This window comes from Stieleria mannarensis (genome assembly GCF_014154935.1).
GTDB lineage: Bacteria > Planctomycetota > Planctomycetia > Pirellulales > Pirellulaceae > Stieleria > Stieleria mannarensis.
Window position 1 is genome coordinate 67,696 of the sequence record NZ_JACEHH010000019.1, and the last position, 16,801, is coordinate 84,496.

Consider the following 16,801-nt stretch of genomic DNA (forward strand, 5'->3'; position numbering starts at 1 on the left):
GGCGGCAAGAGGCAAACCGTAGCGGTTGTAGGAACAGGGAGGAGTGTGACAATAACCCGCCGGTCAACCCGTGTCAAATTGTTGCCCCCGTGGCCAGAAACCCGGCAGCGGGGTAGGAGCTGGCGACAACATTGTCGTGTAATCTGATCGCCTGCAGAGTTTGATGCAGAGCTTGACCTCGCAACTCCCCCCGATCTCCTTCTCACCCCGTCACGTCCGCCTCTTGACGACTTCGACCGAGACGACTGCAACGCAACGCTTGGCGACCTCCCAGGAGACTCGCTCGCTTGCGATTCTGTTTGGCCGGGTGCGGGCGATCGGGCTGGGCGTGTTGATCTTGGTGACGTTGCCGATCTGGTTTCACCCCTGGTGGCCGGAAGCTGGGTTTCCGCGCGTGCCCTGGATTGCGATCCCCGGCGGGGCCTGGGGCGTCGCGGTAGTGGAGACGTTGGCACTGTTGGGTTTGGTGCTCGGTTTGATCGTCGCGATGCGGTGGGGCATCCAGCGCTGGTGCTGGTGGGGCATCGCCGCGGCATTGGCGACGCTTGTCGTGCTGGACCAACATCGATTGCAACCCTGGGCGTACCAGTCGATGCTGTATGCCGTGATCCTGGGCGGATTGCCTTGGCGGGAAGGACGCCGCTGGGTGATGGCGCTGGCGATCAGTGTTTACTTCTACAGCGCTTTTGGAAAACTGGACTTTCAATTCGTCCACACCGTCGGCCATCAAATGGTTCAAACGCTGGCCGCTCCGATCGGCGGACTCGGCGAAGCGACGGCGACCAAGCTTGCCTTTGCGTTGCCGCTGGGCGAATTGTCGATCGCGCTGGCGCTGATGTTTCCCCGGACACGCCGAATCGCCGGCGTGGCTGCCGCCGCGATGCACCTGACCTTGATCGGCCTGCTCGGCCCCTGGTCGCTCGGCCACAGCCTGGGCGTGCTGGCGTGGAACGGTTTGCTGGCCGTCGAGGTCGTGCTGTTGTTTGTCGTTTTACCGCGCGGCGAAGCAGGCCCCGAGTCGGCAGAGCACTCGGAGTCGAACGAACGGTCCCCAGCCTCGCTCACACTGCGTTGGGCGATTCGCATGCCGATCCTCGCCGCGTTGCTACTGCCGCTCTCCGAGCGATCGGGGTACTGGGATCACTGGACGTCTTGGGCGCTGTACTCGCCACACAACAGTCGCGTTGACGTCCAAATCCATGATTCGGCAATCGATCGTTTACCCGACCGAGTGGCAAAGTTCTTGGCCGAGGATGACGATGGCGACCGCTGGCGTGATTTGGACCTCGGCGGCTGGTCGCTTGATCAACGTCGCGTGCCGGTTTATCCACAGGCCAGGTACCAACTGCAGCTCGCGCTGGCGCTCGCCAAACGACATGACCTGGGACCAGCGATCCGAGTGAAATTAAAAAGTGCGTCGGATCGCTGGACCGGAAAGCGACAAGAGACGTTCTTGATCGGTCAAGGCGAACTGGAACGCCGCGCCGATCGGCCTTGGTTGGGTGTCCCGTCACCATGACGTTGTGCCATCAGTCCGAAGCTTCGCCCATCGCCAAATGCGAATTCCGTGCATCTCGCCACTGGGAATCACAAGCCGATTGGGTCCAGGTTCGCAGCAGGTCCAATTGGACGAGTTTGGAAATCAATTCCGGTAGCGTCGCCGCGTCGAAGTGTTTCATCACCGCGGCGCGTCGTCGTTCGACCGTGCGATCGGAAATCTGCAGCTCGCGGCCGATCTCGCGATTCATTTTTCCTTGCACGATTCGCTCGGCAACGTCGCGTTCTTGGTCCGACATCCGGCTCGCTGCGCGTTCGAGTGAATCGAGTCGTCGTTTGAAACGCACGTAGGTCTGGACGCTGGCGGTCACATCTCGCGCCAAGTTATGCCGCCGCACGATCGGGCCGCCTTCGCGCTGCGCCACTCCGACGGTGTAGACCGACAGGATGCGTCGCTTGCCTTCGGCGTCATGGACGCTGCGAAGTGCATGGATGCGGTGGCCGTCACCCAGTTCGGCTCGCTGGCACTCGGGCACATCCTCATTGAGCGGATCACCCAGGCACAGAAACTGCTCGTATGACCGGCCGGCGAAAACACGGGGGTCATACCCCAATACACTCTGGATCGAGGGACTGACGTACGTGACTTCAGATGATCCACGGTTGGAAAAGAAAAAGTAGGGGTCGACAAAATCGGTTGGCCGCGGCCGGTCCAATGCCCAATCACTGCTCACTTCGACGGCTCCTGTTGCAAATTCGGTGTGCGAATGGCCATCCTAATCAACCACTCTTTCGGTCCCACCGAAGACCGCCGAACTGACCGGGAACCCTCAATCGAGGAGGCTATCGCACAGGGAGGTTCCATGCGAGGAACGCCGGGGGCAGAAAGATGGGATGAGCGTACGAGAGGAAGGCAGAATGATGTGGGAGCAGAATAATGGCCTGGTGTTGAGTGGCCCGGGGGATCGAGGTCGCCGACGCGTTGACAGGCTGGAAGCCTATCCCACTTCATTTATCCGGGAAGACTCGCTTGGGGCACCAGGCCGAACGCTTCTGGACCAAGATCGCTTTGAGATGGCCGGTGTCGGTGACCGCTGCGACATGTTCGGCACGGGCTGCCGCGGCGCCGGTCGATTCGGGGTTGCGGTCGCCGAGACACAAGCCGTTGGACAGACGCTTGCAATCCTCTGGGTTCACCGTCAACCGGGGGAGATGCGAGACACCGAGTGCCGCCGGCAACAGCAAAGACTCCAGCTCGTTTTCACGAAGCTGCTGCAAGGAAACAGCATCGGAAATCGAAAACTCACCGACCCGCGTTCGGACCAGTGAGGTCATCACCGCGACAGTGCCGACGGCTTTGGCCACATCCATCCCCAGCGTGCGAATGTAGGTGCCTGTGCCGCAGGTGATCATCAGCTGCAGATCGGGGTAGTCGTAAGCAAGGATTTCGATCGCATCGACTTGCACCGTCCGCGTCGGCATTGCCACGTCGTGTCCCTGACGCGCCATTTTATAAGCCCGCTTGCCGTCGACCTTGATGGCGGAATAGGCCGGCGGGATCTGCTCGATCAGTCCGGTCAACCGGGAACATGCCGCCGCGAGTGATTCCAGCGTGGGGACCGGGTGATCGGGATAGACGGTCGGTTCGTGTTCTAGATCGCCGGTCGGGCTTTCGGCGCCCAGTCGGAACGTCGCGCGATAGCTTTTGGAAGATTCATGCACAAACGGGACCAGTTTGGCAGCCGGGCCCACACCGACGACCAGCACGCCGCTGGCCAGTGGGTCGAGCGTCCCGCAGTGGCCCACCTTGACCTTGCGTCCTCGCAATCGCCCCTGGACGACGTTGACCAGGTCGCGTGAAGAAAACCCGACCGGCTTGTTGCAGTTGAGAAACCCGAACATGTTTCCTTTCGGAGGGTGGGGTGGAATGTCCAAAACCAAGTGTCCGGCGTAACATATCCGGCCGAACCACCAAGACAAGATGCTGCCAAGAAGGGTGACGACCGATGAACCGAACCGATGAACCGAAAGCCGATGATCCACAGGAACCGATGCTTTTAAAGGGTGCCAGGTTCAACGTGCATCGGATGACGCTCAAAGGCGACGACGGCCGGCTCTACGAGCGGGAAGTGATCCGGCATCCCGGCGCGGTCGTCCTGCTGCCGATCCTCGACGACGGCCGCGTGGTGTTGATTGAAAACACGCGTCCGACGGTCGGCGAAACGCTGCTGGAATTACCGGCCGGCACCCGCGAACCGGGCGAAGAGGCGCTCGTGACCGCGGGCCGAGAGTTGATCGAAGAAACCGGGTACCGTGCCGGCAAGCTGGAACTGGTTCATGAGTTCTACTCCGCCCCGGGCATTTGCGACGAGCTGATGCACCTGTACCGGGCGACCGAATTGGTCGCGGGCGATCCCGAGCGTGAAGCGACCGAGTCGATCGTCAATCGGATCGCCACGCGGGATGAGATACGAACCTGGATCGCCGACGGCACGATCCGTGACGCCAAGACGTTGGTGGGGTTGTACGCCTGGTTGTCAGGCGGAACCGCGACGGGTTGATTGCAACGTCATGTCCGAACGGCCATTTCGCGAGCAGCCGATATTCTTGCTTGGCAACGCCAGGCGAACGTAGCTACGCTCTCCAGAGCGTGGAACAGTCCGGGGATCCACCTTCTGGCGAAGGTAGCTACGTTTCAGCGGCGGGTCAGCCGTTGGGCAAATCGAAGTCACCCGACAGGTCACGCCAGACACAGTGGATGTGGTTGGCGGGATTGCCGGCGGCGTCGGCTTGGGTGTTGACGAACTCGATCAGAAAACGCTTGCCTTGGACGCGATAGTAGTGACCGATGCCCGGCTTGGTCGCTCCGGCCCATGCGAAATGGACGTCGTCCCAGCCGTCTTGGTCGATCAGTGCCCGACGCTCCTTGGCGACCGGCTCGGCAACCGCGTCGATGTAGGTGTTGACCAATTGGGTCAGCAGGGACTTCGACGCATCGCTCAATTCGCGATAGGTGATGCCTTCGGGGTCACCCGCATCGGCCTGTGCTTCGCCGGCGAAGCGGATTTCCGCCGGTGCGTCTTGGTCGATGATCGCGACGTCTTTTTGGCCACCGTCGAGTGACTCGACCAGATCAAACGCGAGCTGTTCTTCGTCCCGCAACACGCGGGTTCCTTTGCCGAGATCGCCGGACACTTCGTTCATGACGGTGGCCGGATTGGCGGCAAAGAATTGGGGCGTGCTGTCGACCAACGCTCCGTCGCTGAAGCTGAAGTTCATCGACAGGTGGTGGCCTTCGAAGCTGAGTCCCCATTTTCCTTCGTCGCCGGGGGTGCCAAAGATCGTCACAAAGTACTTGTGCGGATCGCGTTCCCAAGTCCGTCCTTCGCCTTCCAGTTCTCGCAAGACGCCTTCGAGCAACATGATCTTGCTGGCCTTGTCATAACCGGCTTCGCTGAGGGCACTGCGCAGCAACCGCAGCGCGGCGACGCGTTGAGCGGAGTTCATGTTGCGAAGCATCAGTCCTTTGCGAGTCTTTTTGGGGATGAAGTGCCAATCGACTCGTTTGTCGCTGTCATAGGGCATCGTTGCCGTGGATTTCTGGTCGTCGTCCAATTGGTCCAGAAAGTTATTGGCGAACACGGCAACTCGGGTGCCCGGATCGTCGGCGACCTTCAATCCGACGACGACCAGACACAACAGGACCAACGCAAGGGAGATAATTCGCATGGACGGAACGCTCAGGAGAAAGGAGAACGGTGGGGGGAGTTCAATGGGTGGGGCGCCGCGGTGGGCGTCGGAAAAATCGACTCGGCTGTCGGACTCCCGAAATCCACGCCACGGCAGCGAAACCGGGGCCGGCGTCTGCGGACAATTCTACTACGAAGCGACCGCGAAACCCACCAGGGTTTGCCCCCGGCGGACTCTGGGGGAGGGTTTGGTTGCAAATGCGGTGCCGATGGTCGACGATAAGCAGCTCCCGACCACGCGCAAACGGCCCGCAGAGCGACGTTCCCGACCATGAGTGCATCCCCGCCCGGCAACCCCTATCAGCTTCAGGAACAGTTTTTCCAAGCGATGGGCGGCCCCCAGCAATTTCAACAACTGTTCGCCTACCTTCCCGACGTCTACTTCTTCGTCAAAGACGCCGAGAGCCGAATGATGGCGGTCAGCGACTCGATTCTCAAACGGCTGGGATTGTCCACCGAAGCGGAAATCATCGGCACCAAGGACCATGATCATTTCCCCGCACAGCTAGCCGATGAATTCGTCCGGGACGACCGAGCGGTGATCGAAACCGGGCGACCGTTGATCAATCGCGTCGAGATCTGGTACACCGAACATCGGCTGCTGGACTGGTTCGTGACGACCAAGTTGCCGATCCGAAACAACCGCGGTGAGGTGATCGGGGTGATGGGGACGGTGCGGGATTACAACGGCGCGCGAGCGGAGATCCAAGCCTACTCGCAAATCGACGACATCCTGAACCACATCCACCAAAACCTGGATCGAAAGATCGGCGTCAACGAGCTGGCGGAGATCGCCGGCGTTTCGTCACGCCAATTGCATCGCCGCTTTGTCGAATTGTTCGGGCTGAACGTGCAAGAATTCTTGGCCAAGACGCGGATCAAAGCGGCCAGCGATGCATTGATCAATACCGATCTGAGCGTCGGAGACATCTCGGTCAAATTCGGCTTCTGCGACCAGAGCGCGTTCACCCAACAGTTCAAAAAACACCTCGGCGAAACCCCACTTAAATTCCGTAAACGTCAACGTGTATTGCCACGAATCTAAGCCGACGCTTTGACCGCTCGCTCTGCCCCCTCCCTCCTGACGGATCATCCTGCCCAATGAATCATCCCCATCTGTTGATTGAAGTGCGAACGATCGTCGGCCTGGTCGTTTGCCTTTGTGGCTGGTCTGCGGTACAGCCGCCCAGTGCAGACGCCCAGACCCAACGGCCGAACATCTTGATCGCGATCTCCGATGACCAGTCCTATCCGCACGCGTCGGCCTATGGCGATGCGGCCATCAAGACGCCAAACTTCGACCGCGTGGCTCGATCCGGCGTGCTGTTTCACAACGCGTTCACCCCCGCGCCGGGATGCAGCCCGATGCGGGCCGCGTTTTTGACCGGACGTGAAATCTGGCAGATCCGCGAAGCCGGGACGCACGCCAGTTTCTTCCCCACCGACTTGCCGGTGTTCACCGATCAGCTCGCCGAAAGCGGCTACCACGTGGGAATGACCGGCAAAGGCTGGTCGCCGGGCAAGGCCGTCGGCTGGCCCCACAATCCCGCCGGCAAAGCGTACAGCAAGCGAAAGCTGAAGTCGCCCCAGGGCATTTCCTCGAACGACTACGCCGCCAACTTCGACGATTTCCTGGACGCCCGCGGCGAGGACCAGCCGTTTTGTTTTTGGTTCGGCGCGACCGAACCCCACCGCGTGTTCGGAAAAGGATTGGGCAAACAAAACGGTATCGACGCCGACGCGATCACCGTGCCCGAATTCCTGCCGGACACGCCGGAGGTTCGCAATGACATCGCCGATTACATGTACGAAATCCAGTGGTTCGACGCACACCTGGGACGGATGCTCGATCGGCTGCAGCGCGACGGCCAATTGGACAACACGTTGGTGATCGTCACCAGTGACAACGGCATGTCGTTCCCGCGCGCCAAAGCCAACCTGTACGAGTACGGGATCCACATGCCGCTGGCGATCTGCTGGCCCCGGCGGATTCCGGCCGGGCAGGACAGCGAGGACCTGGTCAGTCTGATCGACGTGACCCGCAGCCTGTTTGCCGCCGCAGGTGTCGAGCCGAAACAATCGGATCAGATGCCCGGGATCAACTTGCTGCCCCAATACAGCGACCAGACAGGCAGCGACCAGACAGGCAAGGTCGCCCCGCCACGCGCGGCGGTGTTCAGCGGTCGCGAACGGCACTCGTCATCGCGTTTCAATACGTTGGGGTACCCCTGTCGTTGCATCCGCACGGACACCCACCTTTACATCCGCAACTTCGCGCCCGAGCGATTTCCGGCCGGTGCGGCACAGAAATACAGCCGTGCTAAATACGACGACAACGCTCAGCTGGTCGACGCCGAATTGGGCCCGGCCGACGGCGGCTATCACGATATCGACGCCTGTCCGACGCTGGATTGGATGATCGCGCACAAGAACCGGCCAGACGTCGCGCGGCTGTTGGATTTGTCAGTCGCCTTGCGTCCCGCCGACGAGTTGTATGACATCACCAAAGATCCCGCTTGCATGAACAACTTGGCGGCCGACCCTGAGTTTGCCATGCTCCGCAAGCGTTTGTCGACGCAGCTGGAAAACTATCTGCGCCAGACCGGCGACGTCCGCGTGACCGATCCGGAGAAAGCCGATGTGTGGGAAACGTATCCGCGCGTCAGCGGATTGCGTTGGTTCCCGCAGCCCGACTGGGCCCGCGAGCACCCCGAGCAAGTTCCCGAGCAACAGTGGCTGGACGAGCGACGACCGAAGTGATGACGTGTGGAACAGGCGTCCAGCCTGTCAATGCACCATCACGACAGGCTGGAAGCCTATCCCACGGTTAACGATCCAGGGTGCGGACCAGCGCCGGCAGGACACTCAGATTGATCAGGGTTCCGATCACCAGCGTCCAAGCGACCAGCGTTCCGAAGGTTGCCGTCGGGATGAATTCGCTGGTCGACAGCACGCTGAACCCGGCGACCAGTGCGAAGGTCGCCAGCATCACGGGGGCGCCGATGTTGCCGGCCGCCGAAACACAAGCCTGTCCCGGGGTGCGGCCGATCGATCGCCGGCGTCGATAGACCGACAGCAGGTGCACCGAACCGTCGATCGACAACCCCACCGAGACGGCGGCGATCATCGCGGCACCCATGTTGATGCGGCCGCCGCCGAGTGAAACGGTGGCCAAAACCAAAAATGCCGGCAGCAAGTTCGGCACCAGAGCCGCCGTCGCCAGACGCAGGCTGCGGGTCGCCATCGCCATCAGCAACCAAATCAACATCGCCGAAACGACAAAACACCGCCACTGGTCCGACACCAACTGGTCCACCAGACGCGTCATGATCACGTAGTACCCGGTCACGGTAACACGTTCGTCGTCCGGTGCGGCGGAATCTTCTTGACCCGATTCAGATTCCCAGCGTTGCGAATGTTCGCTTGCGATTCGATGGACGTCGCCGATCAGTTTTCGTTTCGTTTCCGCCGGCAACCCTTCGGCGCTGCGCAACATGACACGCAATTTGCGCCGTTGCGGTTCCGGACCGACCGGCTCGGAGATCAACGCATTGATGAAGGAGGGCAAGCGAGTCCGCATCGCGGCGATCCGCACCGAGGCCGGCATCCACTTGCCGGCCGACGAACGCCCGAGCACTTCGGTGGCGTCGGCGATGCTGATCGCTTTGGCCAGCCCCCGGTCGCCGCCGAGTTCGTCCAGCAAGTCGCGTTGGAGCGCCTGGACCTTTGCCAGAAACGGATTGGACAGCGTCGCGGGCACATCCAGCACCAGATCCCACACGCCGGCTCCGCCCAAATTGTTTTCGACGTTGCCATAATCTTTGACGATCGTGCTGTCCGGGCGAAAGTTCTTCAGGAAACTGGTTTCGGTCTCTCCCCGCGTGACGACTGCGATCGCCACGACGATCAGCACGGCCGCCCCCGAAACGGTCCAGTTGCGATTTCCGGCGAACCAGGCGGCGACGCGAAAGCACAGCCGACGCAGGGTCCGGGTCAACAGATGGTGCGTCGGGATGATCCGTCGAATCCAACGCCATTCGGGCAGCATCAAACAGGTCGGCGTGAACAGCAAAATCGCGACGAACACGTTCATCGCCGCCAGTGCGACCATCAATCCGAACTGGCGGACCGGCAGGATTTCGGAGAACCAGAGCGCCAGGAATCCGGCCGCGTCGGTCGCACAGGTCCAAAAGATCGGCGCGGCCATCCGCTGCATGACTTCCACAGTCGATTCCAGCGGAGAAAACCCGCGTCCGCGGCGGCTGTGATAACGCACGCCCAAGTGCAGCACCGCGGTCACCGCAACCACCGTGACGATGGCCGTCAGGATCGATGCGATCAACGAAAGCGAGATCCCGGCGGTGTACATCGTCGCTTTGGTGATGACGACCGACCAGCCGATCACCAACGCCAACAACAACACCAATCGCACGTCCAACAGCGCGAACGTCAGCACCAGCGACAGTAACGCGACGGTGACGACGGCCAACCGCGCTCCGTCACGCCGCACCAGCGCGAACGCTTCATCGACCAGCACCGGCTCGCCGACCAGCGACACGTTGCTGACCATGGGGTGATCCGACCACCACGCGGTGATCTCGCGCAGCCCCGCCACCGTCGCGGCGGTTTGTGCATCATCGATCATCACCACGACCGCCGCGTGCGAATAATCCGCCGAATGGGTGTAGCCGGAAAAGATCTCGCTCAACCCTTTGCCGACCGGATCATCCGCGCGCATCAGCTTTGGGGTTTTGTCGGCCGGGGCATCCCCCCCCAAGCCGAACGGCAACAATTTGACCTTGTTCATCCCCTGGGCGGCTTCATTGAGCACCCAGGGCGAGAGCGTGGCGGTGACCCCTTGGAGCCCCCGGACCCTTTCGGTCAGCCGGCGACTGCGGTCGATACCGCCCGGTGTTGGCAAGGCTTCGTCACGGTACATCAGCACCAACACGTCGTCTTCGCCGAACCAACGCTTCAGACTCTCGTATTGTTGCAGCGTGACGTCTTCGTCCCCGAACAGCGACGACACGCTCTGTTCGGTCGTCAAGCGGGTGGAGACGGGATACGCGGCGGCCAGCGTGAGGATCCCGACGGCCATCAAGGCCAATCGCCAGCGAATCGCGTATTGAATCAGGGACTGCATCGCGACAGGCTACGCGCCCGCCCCGCGACTCGTCAACCATGCCGGCGGGAAGCGTTGCGGCAGGGTTGGCAGAATGATTCGGGGCAGAATGATGGGGGTGATGGACGTGAAGCCCCGGCGTGCCCGAGGTTTGACCGGGCTGATAGAATCGGCGACATCGTTTCCGGGTTGTCCCGTCGTTGACCTTTTCTGCCGAGCCGATCGCCTTGCCCGCCTCCTTGCCAGCTCGATCGTCCCTGCGGTTATTGCTGTCGGCTGTCGCGTTGACGCTGGTGATTCGTGGTTTGGCGATCGAGCTGGATTCGGACGCGTTTGTCGCCGACCCAGATGCCTATCGTGTGATCGCCGAGACGATCGCGCGGTCCGGTGTGTTCGGCTTGACCGGTGCCGATGGCGTGCCGCGGGCGATCGCGTTTCGACCGCCGCTGTATCCGTGGCTGCTGTCGTGGTGCATGCCCGGCGGACAGTGGTCGCCGACCTGCGTGACGTTGCTGCACCTGGGTTTGGCGGGATTCACCGCCGCCTTCGTTTTCCTTGCCACACGCCACTTGGCGACAAGCCTTTCCGGCGGCCGCATCCGAACGCCGGAACGCTTCGGGTTGGCCGCCGCGGTCTTGACGGCCATCGATCCGATTCTGTTGCGTCAATCGATCGAAGTGATGACCGAAACCCTGGCGGCCACCTTATCCGCCGCGGTGATCTGGTTGTGGGTCGCTTGGCACGATGACGATGCCCCCGCGCCGGCGACCTCGTCGCGAGGGATTCCGCTGGGACTGGGCGGTGCATTGGCGCTGGCGTATCTGTGCCGACCGACGTTTTTGGTGTGGGCGGTGTTGCTGGTCGTCGCGACCGTGTTGCGTTTTCGCAATCGACGCGGTCTGTGGTCGGCGGCGGTGATCGCGTCCTTGGTCGCCGTGGCGGTCGGCGGTTGGACGTGGCGCAACGCACGTGTTTTGGGACACCCGGTCTGGGCCACGACCCACGGCGGGTACACGCTGCTACTGGCCAACAACGATTCCTTCTATCGTTACCTTTCCCAAGGCCGGTTCGGCCGGGCTTGGGACGCCACATCGTTCTTAAAGGCTTACGCACACCGCCATGAATCCGATCCGCGCGAAGCCGCGTTTTGGCGTCGCGATTGGGACGCCGCGGCGACCTTCGACGCGAAGGTTTCGGAAGTCGAGGACGACCGATTGTGTTATGAATCAGCCGTGGCCACGATCAAACGTCAACCGTCAATGTTTGCCTGGTCGGCGGTCGTTCGTGTGGCGCGTCTGTGGAGCCCGTTTCCGCATGACGTGTCGGGCCGTTCCAAGCTGGCCGTGGCGGCGGTCGGCTTGTTTTATTTGACACTGTTCATCGCCGTGATCGTCGCGGTCGCGCGGCATCGGCATCGCATGTTTGGCAGTCGCTGGTGGGCGGTCTGGTTGTTGGCCGTCACGCTGACCGGCGTGCACGCGGTCTACTGGAGCAACATGAGAATGCGTGCGCCGATGATGCCCGCGATCGCCATCATCGCGGTGTTTTGTGTGCACAAGAAGAGGTTGGGGTAAAAAGAATCATTGGGGGTAAGAAAACGGTACCCCATGCATTTGATGGACCTCATTTTCCTACCTCCAAAATCTTCTTACGTCTCCCCCCAACCACGGTGCCCTGTGACGTGGATTCAAACGTCGCCGAATTCGAACACGCTTCGATAGGCGTTTTGTGATTCGAAGTATTCCAACATCCGGCGATAGAACTCGTTGCCACCCAACGTGGCGCTGTCGCCGATGACGATCAGCTTTCGTCGGGCTCGGGTCAGCGCGACATTGGTCCGGCGGGTGTCGGCCAGGAAGCCGATTTCGCCGCGGTCGTTGCTGCGTGTCAACGTGATCAAGACGACTTCTTTCTCGCGCCCTTGGAATCCGTCGACGGTGTCGATTTCGACGTCGCGCAACTCCATGCGATTCCGCAACCAGCGGACTTGGGCGGCGTAGGGTGCGATGATGGCGATTTGGTCACGCTGCACGCCGGCCTGGATCAATTCGGTCGCAAACCGGGTGACCAGTTTGCCTTCGCCCGGATTCAGTTTGCTCTCCCCGTCCCGTTCCAGTTGTTCTTGCAGGTTGGCTCCGGCGGTGTCGACCAACATCAGCGGATCTTCCGTCATCGGCGACGTTTCCACTCCCGGCAGATCGCACAAGCGGTGCCCGGCGACGCTGCGATCGGCGACCAGAGAATCGTCGTAGAACTCACGCGAGGAGAACTCCATGATCGGTTCATTCATCCGGTATTGCACCGTCAGTCTTCGATAGACCGATTCGCCTTCGCGCTCGATCAATCGATGCATCATCGAGTCGCGCATGCCTTCGGCCGCGGCTTGGTCGGACAACACCGTCGGCGGCAACTGGCAATGGTCGCCGGCCATGACGACCATGTCGGCGCGCAAGACCGCTTGCCAAACACTCGACTCGGTGCACTGGCACGCTTCGTCGATCACAACCAGATCGAACCGCGCGTCCCCCAGCAGGTCTTCGTCGATGGTGGTCGTCGTGCAGATCACGTCCGCCCCGTCGATCACGCTGCGGACGATACTTCGTTCCAGCGATCGGATTTGGCCGCGAAGGTCACCGGCGGTGGAGTACAGCAGACTGCGGCGTTTCTTTGCATCACGTCCGCGGTGGGCCCGCGCAGCCGAACGCATCAATTCCGACAACTCACGCCGCATGTCGCGGATCACCGCCGAGGAGGGATCGGCGTCGACCAATTCATCCAACGTATGACCACGCAGCGATTCGAACACGCGCGCCGGGTGCCCGACCCGCAGCACGTTGGGCAACATCGCGACCAGACGTTCCAACAGATTGTCGACGGCGGTGTTGCTGGGGGCACAGGCCAACACGCGGTCGCCACGCATCACCGCTTGATAGATGACCTCGGCCAGCGTCGTCGTTTTTCCGGTGCCGGGAGGTCCGTGCAGAATCGCCACGTCCGGCGCGGCCAACGCGAACAGCACCGCTTCCTGCTGGGGCGGATTCAAACCCGAACGGAACTGAACCGGGTCGGTGTCGCCGTCGCGGATCGGGCGTTTCCCCAACAGCAGGTCGCGCATCTGTTTGGCCCGTCCGCTCGCGCAGCGGGCCGATGCCATCGCCGCGAGTTGTCGGCGACGCGTGGTTTCATCTGGTGACAGATCCAAGCGAAAGGATCGGGCGTCGGGCCATTTTTCCGACGCCACCTGAATCACCGATTGGCTGCGACGGCTGACGACACCCGCGATCCCTTGATCGCCGGGATCATCGGCGTCCGAGATCACGACCGGCGAGCCGACTTTCAATCGGTTCAGCGGCAACGGTTGTCCGCTGAGCTTGGCAAAATCGAATAGGAATCGTCCGGCAAGCCCCGTCTGGTGGTCCTGCAGTTTCAACCCCAGAATCGTCTCGCCGGTCCGTTCGGCATCACGGGTGTTCCGCATCTGCCGACGCAGCGCCATCCGTGCCCGCTCGGCGTCGGCTTCCAGATCCAACCAGGACGAAAGCACGTCGAAATAGTCATCGACGCTCAATCGGTCGAGTGGTTGTTTTGTGATGGTCGTCATTCAATCGGCGTTTCTTTCTGTCCGTCGCGGATGTAAGGCTTGCGGGTCTGTTCGCCACTGGCCGGAGACAATTCACGCACCCAGATGTTGCGGAACCGAACCGGATTGCCGTGATCTTGGATCGAGATCGGGCCTTTGGGCGGATGGGCCTTGTAGGCCGGCGGCCGGTGGTAGGGCGTGTCGCCGAGCAGTTCGAAGTGGTGTTGGATGACCACACCATTGTGAATCGCGGTGATGTAGGCGGGCGATTTCAGCGACCCGTCTTCGTTGAATCGAGGCGCGGTCCAGATGATGTCATAGGTGTTCCATTGCCCGGGGGCACGCATCGCGTTGGCCATCGGCGGCGTCTGCTTGTAGATCGCACCGGCTTGACCGTCGTGGTAGGTGTCGGCCTGGAACGAATCCAGGATTTGGATTTCGTAGGTCCCCATCAAGAACAGTCCGCTGTTGCCGCGGCCTTGCCCGTTGCCGGTCGGAGGATTCGGCGCCGACCACTCGATGTGAACTTGGCAGTCACCGAATTCGTCTTTCGTCACGATCTGCCCCTTGCCGACGGTCACCACGCCATCGGCCACGGGCCAGTTCTCGCCGTTTTTCCACTTCGACATGTCGGTGCCGTCGAACAGGACGATGGCATCCGACGGCGGCGCGGCATTGGTTTCGCCCGGCGTGACGACCGGAGGAGCTTGCCAAGTGATGCCATTGAGGTATTCACCGGCGGAGAGCGGCAGTGTCATCAAGGCGAGGGACGCGACAAGAAGGAATCGGGACATGATGCGTTGATCGGATGCGGGGGGAGAACTTGGTGGGACGTTAATCGGAGCGGCATTATGGTCACTCCGCCGCGATGCCGCCAGCGACCAGGTCGTCGGGGAATCTCCCACCAAGGTCCGCAACCGGCAAAAGAAGACGTTGACAAAACACTCGGCCTTGGGTCGGCTGGACCAGACCGCGATCCGCATTTTCTATCACACAGCCCCATCGCCCTCTGATGCAATCCCCCTTTGAACCCTTCGCCGACACCACGTCGCTGCAACAGGCCGTGACCGATTCGTTTTGCCAACTCGCCGAACAAACGGTCGCCAAAAACGGCGTCTTCCGCGTCTCCCTTTCGGGTGGCTCGACGCCACGGCGGGTTTACGAAATGCTCAGCGGCCGCAATCTTCCCTGGGACCGAATCCATTGGTTTTGGGGCGACGAACGCAACGTCCCGCACGATCACGACGATAGCAATTTCCGCATGGTCAAAACGGCACTGCTGAGCAAGGTGGACATTCCGCCGCAAAATATCCACCCCGTGCCGGTCGATGTGGAATCGCCCGCCAAAGCCGCCGAGCAGTACGAGCAAACGCTCCGTCAGCATTTCCACGGCCCCGTGCCCGATTGGGATCTGGTTCTGTTGGGCATGGGCGACGACGCCCACACCGCTTCGCTATTCCCCGAAACACTGGGGCTGGGCGAACAGAAGCGATGGTTCATCGAAAACTGGGTGCCGAAGTTCGACGCCTTTCGTTACACGATGACCTATCCGGCGATCGAATCGGCACGCAACATCTGGTTCATTATCACCGGAGAAGCGAAGCAGGACGCGTTGAAGCAGGTCCTGTTCGGGGAGGAGGATGCGGCTCGCTATCCCTCGCAACGCATCCAGCCGACGCGTTGGTTCGTCGACGCGGCGGCGTGTGGTGATGGGGCATGACGTCAGCACGACTTACCCGTCGTCGTTGCGGCCGTACGGTTTATAAAGCCTGATCTATCAGGCGCTCACGCCCATTGCCCCCCTCACTACGCTCGACCCCATACGCATTAAGTTAAGCGGGCGATGCATCGCTGAGTCGAATCCACCCTCCCATTGGGAGGGTCGCGGAGGAGTAGGCGACGACGCGGGGAGGGTTGCCTGTGGCTCGAAGGCACTTAAACACCGCGAATCGACCCTCCCCTCGCTGCGCTCGACCCTCCCTTCCAGGGAGGGTGAAGTCAAATAAAACGGACGTCCTCCGCCAGGGAGGGTGAAGAACAAAAAAAGCCCACGGATGGCAGCGCGAGCCCACGGATGGCCTGCGGTTTGGGATCCGTGGGTTCGCCCTGCTATCCGCGGGCCAATTTCAAGCCAACCGCATCGGTTCGATGCGGGATTCGGCGTTACGCCTTTTCTTCTTCCGAATCGGCGGCGGCTGCGACGGGCTCTTGCTCTTGCGAGCTTTCCGCTTGGCTGTCGCTGCTTTCGGTGTCTTCACCGCTGTCGGAATCATCGGCAAACGACGGTCGTTCGGCTTTCCGCGAGACGCGGTCATTCTTGCCGACCAGTTCCAAGATCGCTCGCGTGCCGGCATCGCCGAGGCGTGGGATCGCCAGACGCACGACGCGGGTGTAGCCGCCGTCGCGATCGACGTAGCGTTCGGCAATCGTGTCGAACAGGATCGCGGTTGCTTGCTTGTCGCCGATCAGTTGCACGACGCGTCGCTGAGCGGCGACGACCGGGGCACGGGCCGCGGCCCACTTTTGCCAGTCTTCGCTCTTGCGCCACTTGCGGTACTCGTCACTGCCGCGGTCGGCCGAGCAAGCGTACTTGGCGGCTTCTTCGGCGTGCGGCAACGATTTTTTGGCGATCGTGATGCACTTTTCGACCAGCGAGCGCACTTCCTTGGCTTTGGGCAAGGTGGTGGTGATTCGTCCGGCAACCTTGGGTGCGTTTTCATCGAATTCGGCGTCACGCTCGGTCAGGAACAGAGCGCTGGCAAGGTTTTTCAGCAGGGCCTTTCGGTGGCTGGGACTACGTCCCAGCGTGCGGCCACGTCGTCGGTGTCGCATGACGTTTTCGGATAGGGTTGG

The 16,801-nt window shown here is 61.4% G+C and carries 13 protein-coding genes; 6 read left to right on the top strand and 7 right to left on the bottom strand.

Features of this window, described 5'->3' with window-relative positions; genetic code table 11:
- Positions 1–223: 223 nt before the first annotated feature.
- On the top strand, positions 224–1,519 hold the full coding sequence (locus H1B37_RS14395) for a hypothetical protein (protein WP_182867365.1): 1,296 nt from the start codon (positions 224–226) through the stop codon (positions 1,517–1,519).
- Between the two features lie 10 nt (positions 1,520–1,529).
- Here H1B37_RS14395 and H1B37_RS14400 read toward each other — a convergent pair whose 3' ends face one another.
- Both H1B37_RS14400 and truB read right to left on the bottom strand, forming a co-directional pair.
- Positions 1,530–2,231 (bottom strand): LuxR C-terminal-related transcriptional regulator, encoded by a 702-nt coding sequence (locus H1B37_RS14400; protein ID WP_182867366.1) that lies wholly within the window; start codon positions 2,229–2,231, stop codon positions 1,530–1,532.
- A gap of 274 nt (positions 2,232–2,505) precedes the next feature.
- Entirely contained in the window at positions 2,506–3,399 is an 894-nt protein-coding gene (gene truB, locus H1B37_RS14405; protein ID WP_182867367.1) for a tRNA pseudouridine(55) synthase TruB, read from the bottom strand.
- 104 nt (positions 3,400–3,503) lie between these two features.
- Between truB and H1B37_RS14410 the strand changes: the two genes are divergently transcribed.
- Complete coding sequence (locus H1B37_RS14410) at positions 3,504–4,058, top strand: NUDIX hydrolase (protein ID WP_182867368.1); 555 nt, start codon at positions 3,504–3,506, stop codon at positions 4,056–4,058.
- Positions 4,059–4,203: 145 nt separating this feature from the next.
- On the opposite strand, the gene H1B37_RS14415 is transcribed toward H1B37_RS14410, so the two are convergent.
- Complete coding sequence (locus H1B37_RS14415; RefSeq protein WP_182867369.1) at positions 4,204–5,226, bottom strand: DUF3500 domain-containing protein; 1,023 nt, start codon at positions 5,224–5,226, stop codon at positions 4,204–4,206.
- Between the two features lie 291 nt (positions 5,227–5,517).
- Between H1B37_RS14415 and H1B37_RS14420 the strand changes: the two genes are divergently transcribed.
- Complete coding sequence (locus H1B37_RS14420) at positions 5,518–6,291, top strand: AraC family transcriptional regulator (protein ID WP_286177756.1); 774 nt, start codon at positions 5,518–5,520, stop codon at positions 6,289–6,291.
- Positions 6,292–6,347: 56 nt separating this feature from the next.
- Positions 6,348–8,006, top strand: coding sequence for a sulfatase family protein (locus H1B37_RS14425; protein WP_182867370.1), 1,659 nt, complete (start codon positions 6,348–6,350; stop codon positions 8,004–8,006).
- 67 nt (positions 8,007–8,073) lie between these two features.
- On the opposite strand, the gene H1B37_RS14430 is transcribed toward H1B37_RS14425, so the two are convergent.
- Positions 8,074–10,389 (bottom strand): efflux RND transporter permease subunit, encoded by a 2,316-nt coding sequence (locus tag H1B37_RS14430; RefSeq protein ID WP_182867371.1) that lies wholly within the window; start codon positions 10,387–10,389, stop codon positions 8,074–8,076.
- 179 nt (positions 10,390–10,568) lie between these two features.
- Here H1B37_RS14430 and H1B37_RS14435 point away from each other — a divergent pair, with 179 nt between their 5' ends.
- Positions 10,569–11,942 carry a glycosyltransferase family protein gene (locus H1B37_RS14435; protein ID WP_182867372.1) on the top strand — a complete coding sequence of 458 codons (1,374 nt, stop codon included), beginning with the start codon at positions 10,569–10,571 and terminating at the stop codon, positions 11,940–11,942.
- A gap of 113 nt (positions 11,943–12,055) precedes the next feature.
- Here the strand turns inward: H1B37_RS14435 and H1B37_RS14440 are convergent, their stop codons facing one another.
- On the bottom strand, positions 12,056–13,969 hold the full coding sequence (locus tag H1B37_RS14440) for an AAA domain-containing protein (protein ID WP_182867373.1): 1,914 nt from the start codon (positions 13,967–13,969) through the stop codon (positions 12,056–12,058).
- Positions 13,966–14,742, bottom strand: a complete 777-nt coding sequence (locus H1B37_RS14445; protein ID WP_182867374.1) for a 3-keto-disaccharide hydrolase — start codon at positions 14,740–14,742, stop codon at positions 13,966–13,968. The genes H1B37_RS14440 and H1B37_RS14445 overlap by 4 nt, the downstream gene beginning before the upstream one ends.
- A gap of 218 nt (positions 14,743–14,960) precedes the next feature.
- Between H1B37_RS14445 and pgl the strand changes: the two genes are divergently transcribed.
- Entirely contained in the window at positions 14,961–15,668 is a 708-nt protein-coding gene (pgl, locus tag H1B37_RS14450; protein WP_182867375.1) for a 6-phosphogluconolactonase, read from the top strand.
- Positions 15,669–16,111: 443 nt separating this feature from the next.
- Here pgl and H1B37_RS14455 read toward each other — a convergent pair whose 3' ends face one another.
- Positions 16,112–16,780, bottom strand: coding sequence for a bL17 family ribosomal protein (locus tag H1B37_RS14455; protein ID WP_182867376.1), 669 nt, complete (start codon positions 16,778–16,780; stop codon positions 16,112–16,114).
- Between the last annotated feature and the right edge of the window lie 21 nt (positions 16,781–16,801).

What these genes read in the sequence shown, in the direction of transcription:
- truB (WP_182867367.1), bottom strand. Translation starts at nt 3,399, where the DNA reads ATGTTCGGGTTTCTCAACTGCAACAAGCCGGTCGGGTTTTCTTCACGC.
- H1B37_RS14410 (WP_182867368.1), top strand. Translation starts at nt 3,504, where the DNA reads ATGAACCGAACCGATGAACCGAAAGCCGATGATCCACAGGAACCGATG.
- H1B37_RS14415 (WP_182867369.1), bottom strand. Translation starts at nt 5,226, where the DNA reads ATGCGAATTATCTCCCTTGCGTTGGTCCTGTTGTGTCTGGTCGTCGTC.
- H1B37_RS14420 (WP_286177756.1), top strand. Translation starts at nt 5,518, where the DNA reads ATGAGTGCATCCCCGCCCGGCAACCCCTATCAGCTTCAGGAACAGTTT.
- H1B37_RS14425 (WP_182867370.1), top strand. Translation starts at nt 6,348, where the DNA reads ATGAATCATCCCCATCTGTTGATTGAAGTGCGAACGATCGTCGGCCTG.
- H1B37_RS14430 (WP_182867371.1), bottom strand. Translation starts at nt 10,389, where the DNA reads ATGCAGTCCCTGATTCAATACGCGATTCGCTGGCGATTGGCCTTGATG.
- H1B37_RS14440 (WP_182867373.1), bottom strand. Translation starts at nt 13,969, where the DNA reads ATGACGACCATCACAAAACAACCACTCGACCGATTGAGCGTCGATGAC.
- H1B37_RS14445 (WP_182867374.1), bottom strand. Translation starts at nt 14,742, where the DNA reads ATGTCCCGATTCCTTCTTGTCGCGTCCCTCGCCTTGATGACACTGCCG.
- pgl (WP_182867375.1), top strand. Translation starts at nt 14,961, where the DNA reads ATGCAATCCCCCTTTGAACCCTTCGCCGACACCACGTCGCTGCAACAG.
- H1B37_RS14455 (WP_182867376.1), bottom strand. Translation starts at nt 16,780, where the DNA reads ATGCGACACCGACGACGTGGCCGCACGCTGGGACGTAGTCCCAGCCAC.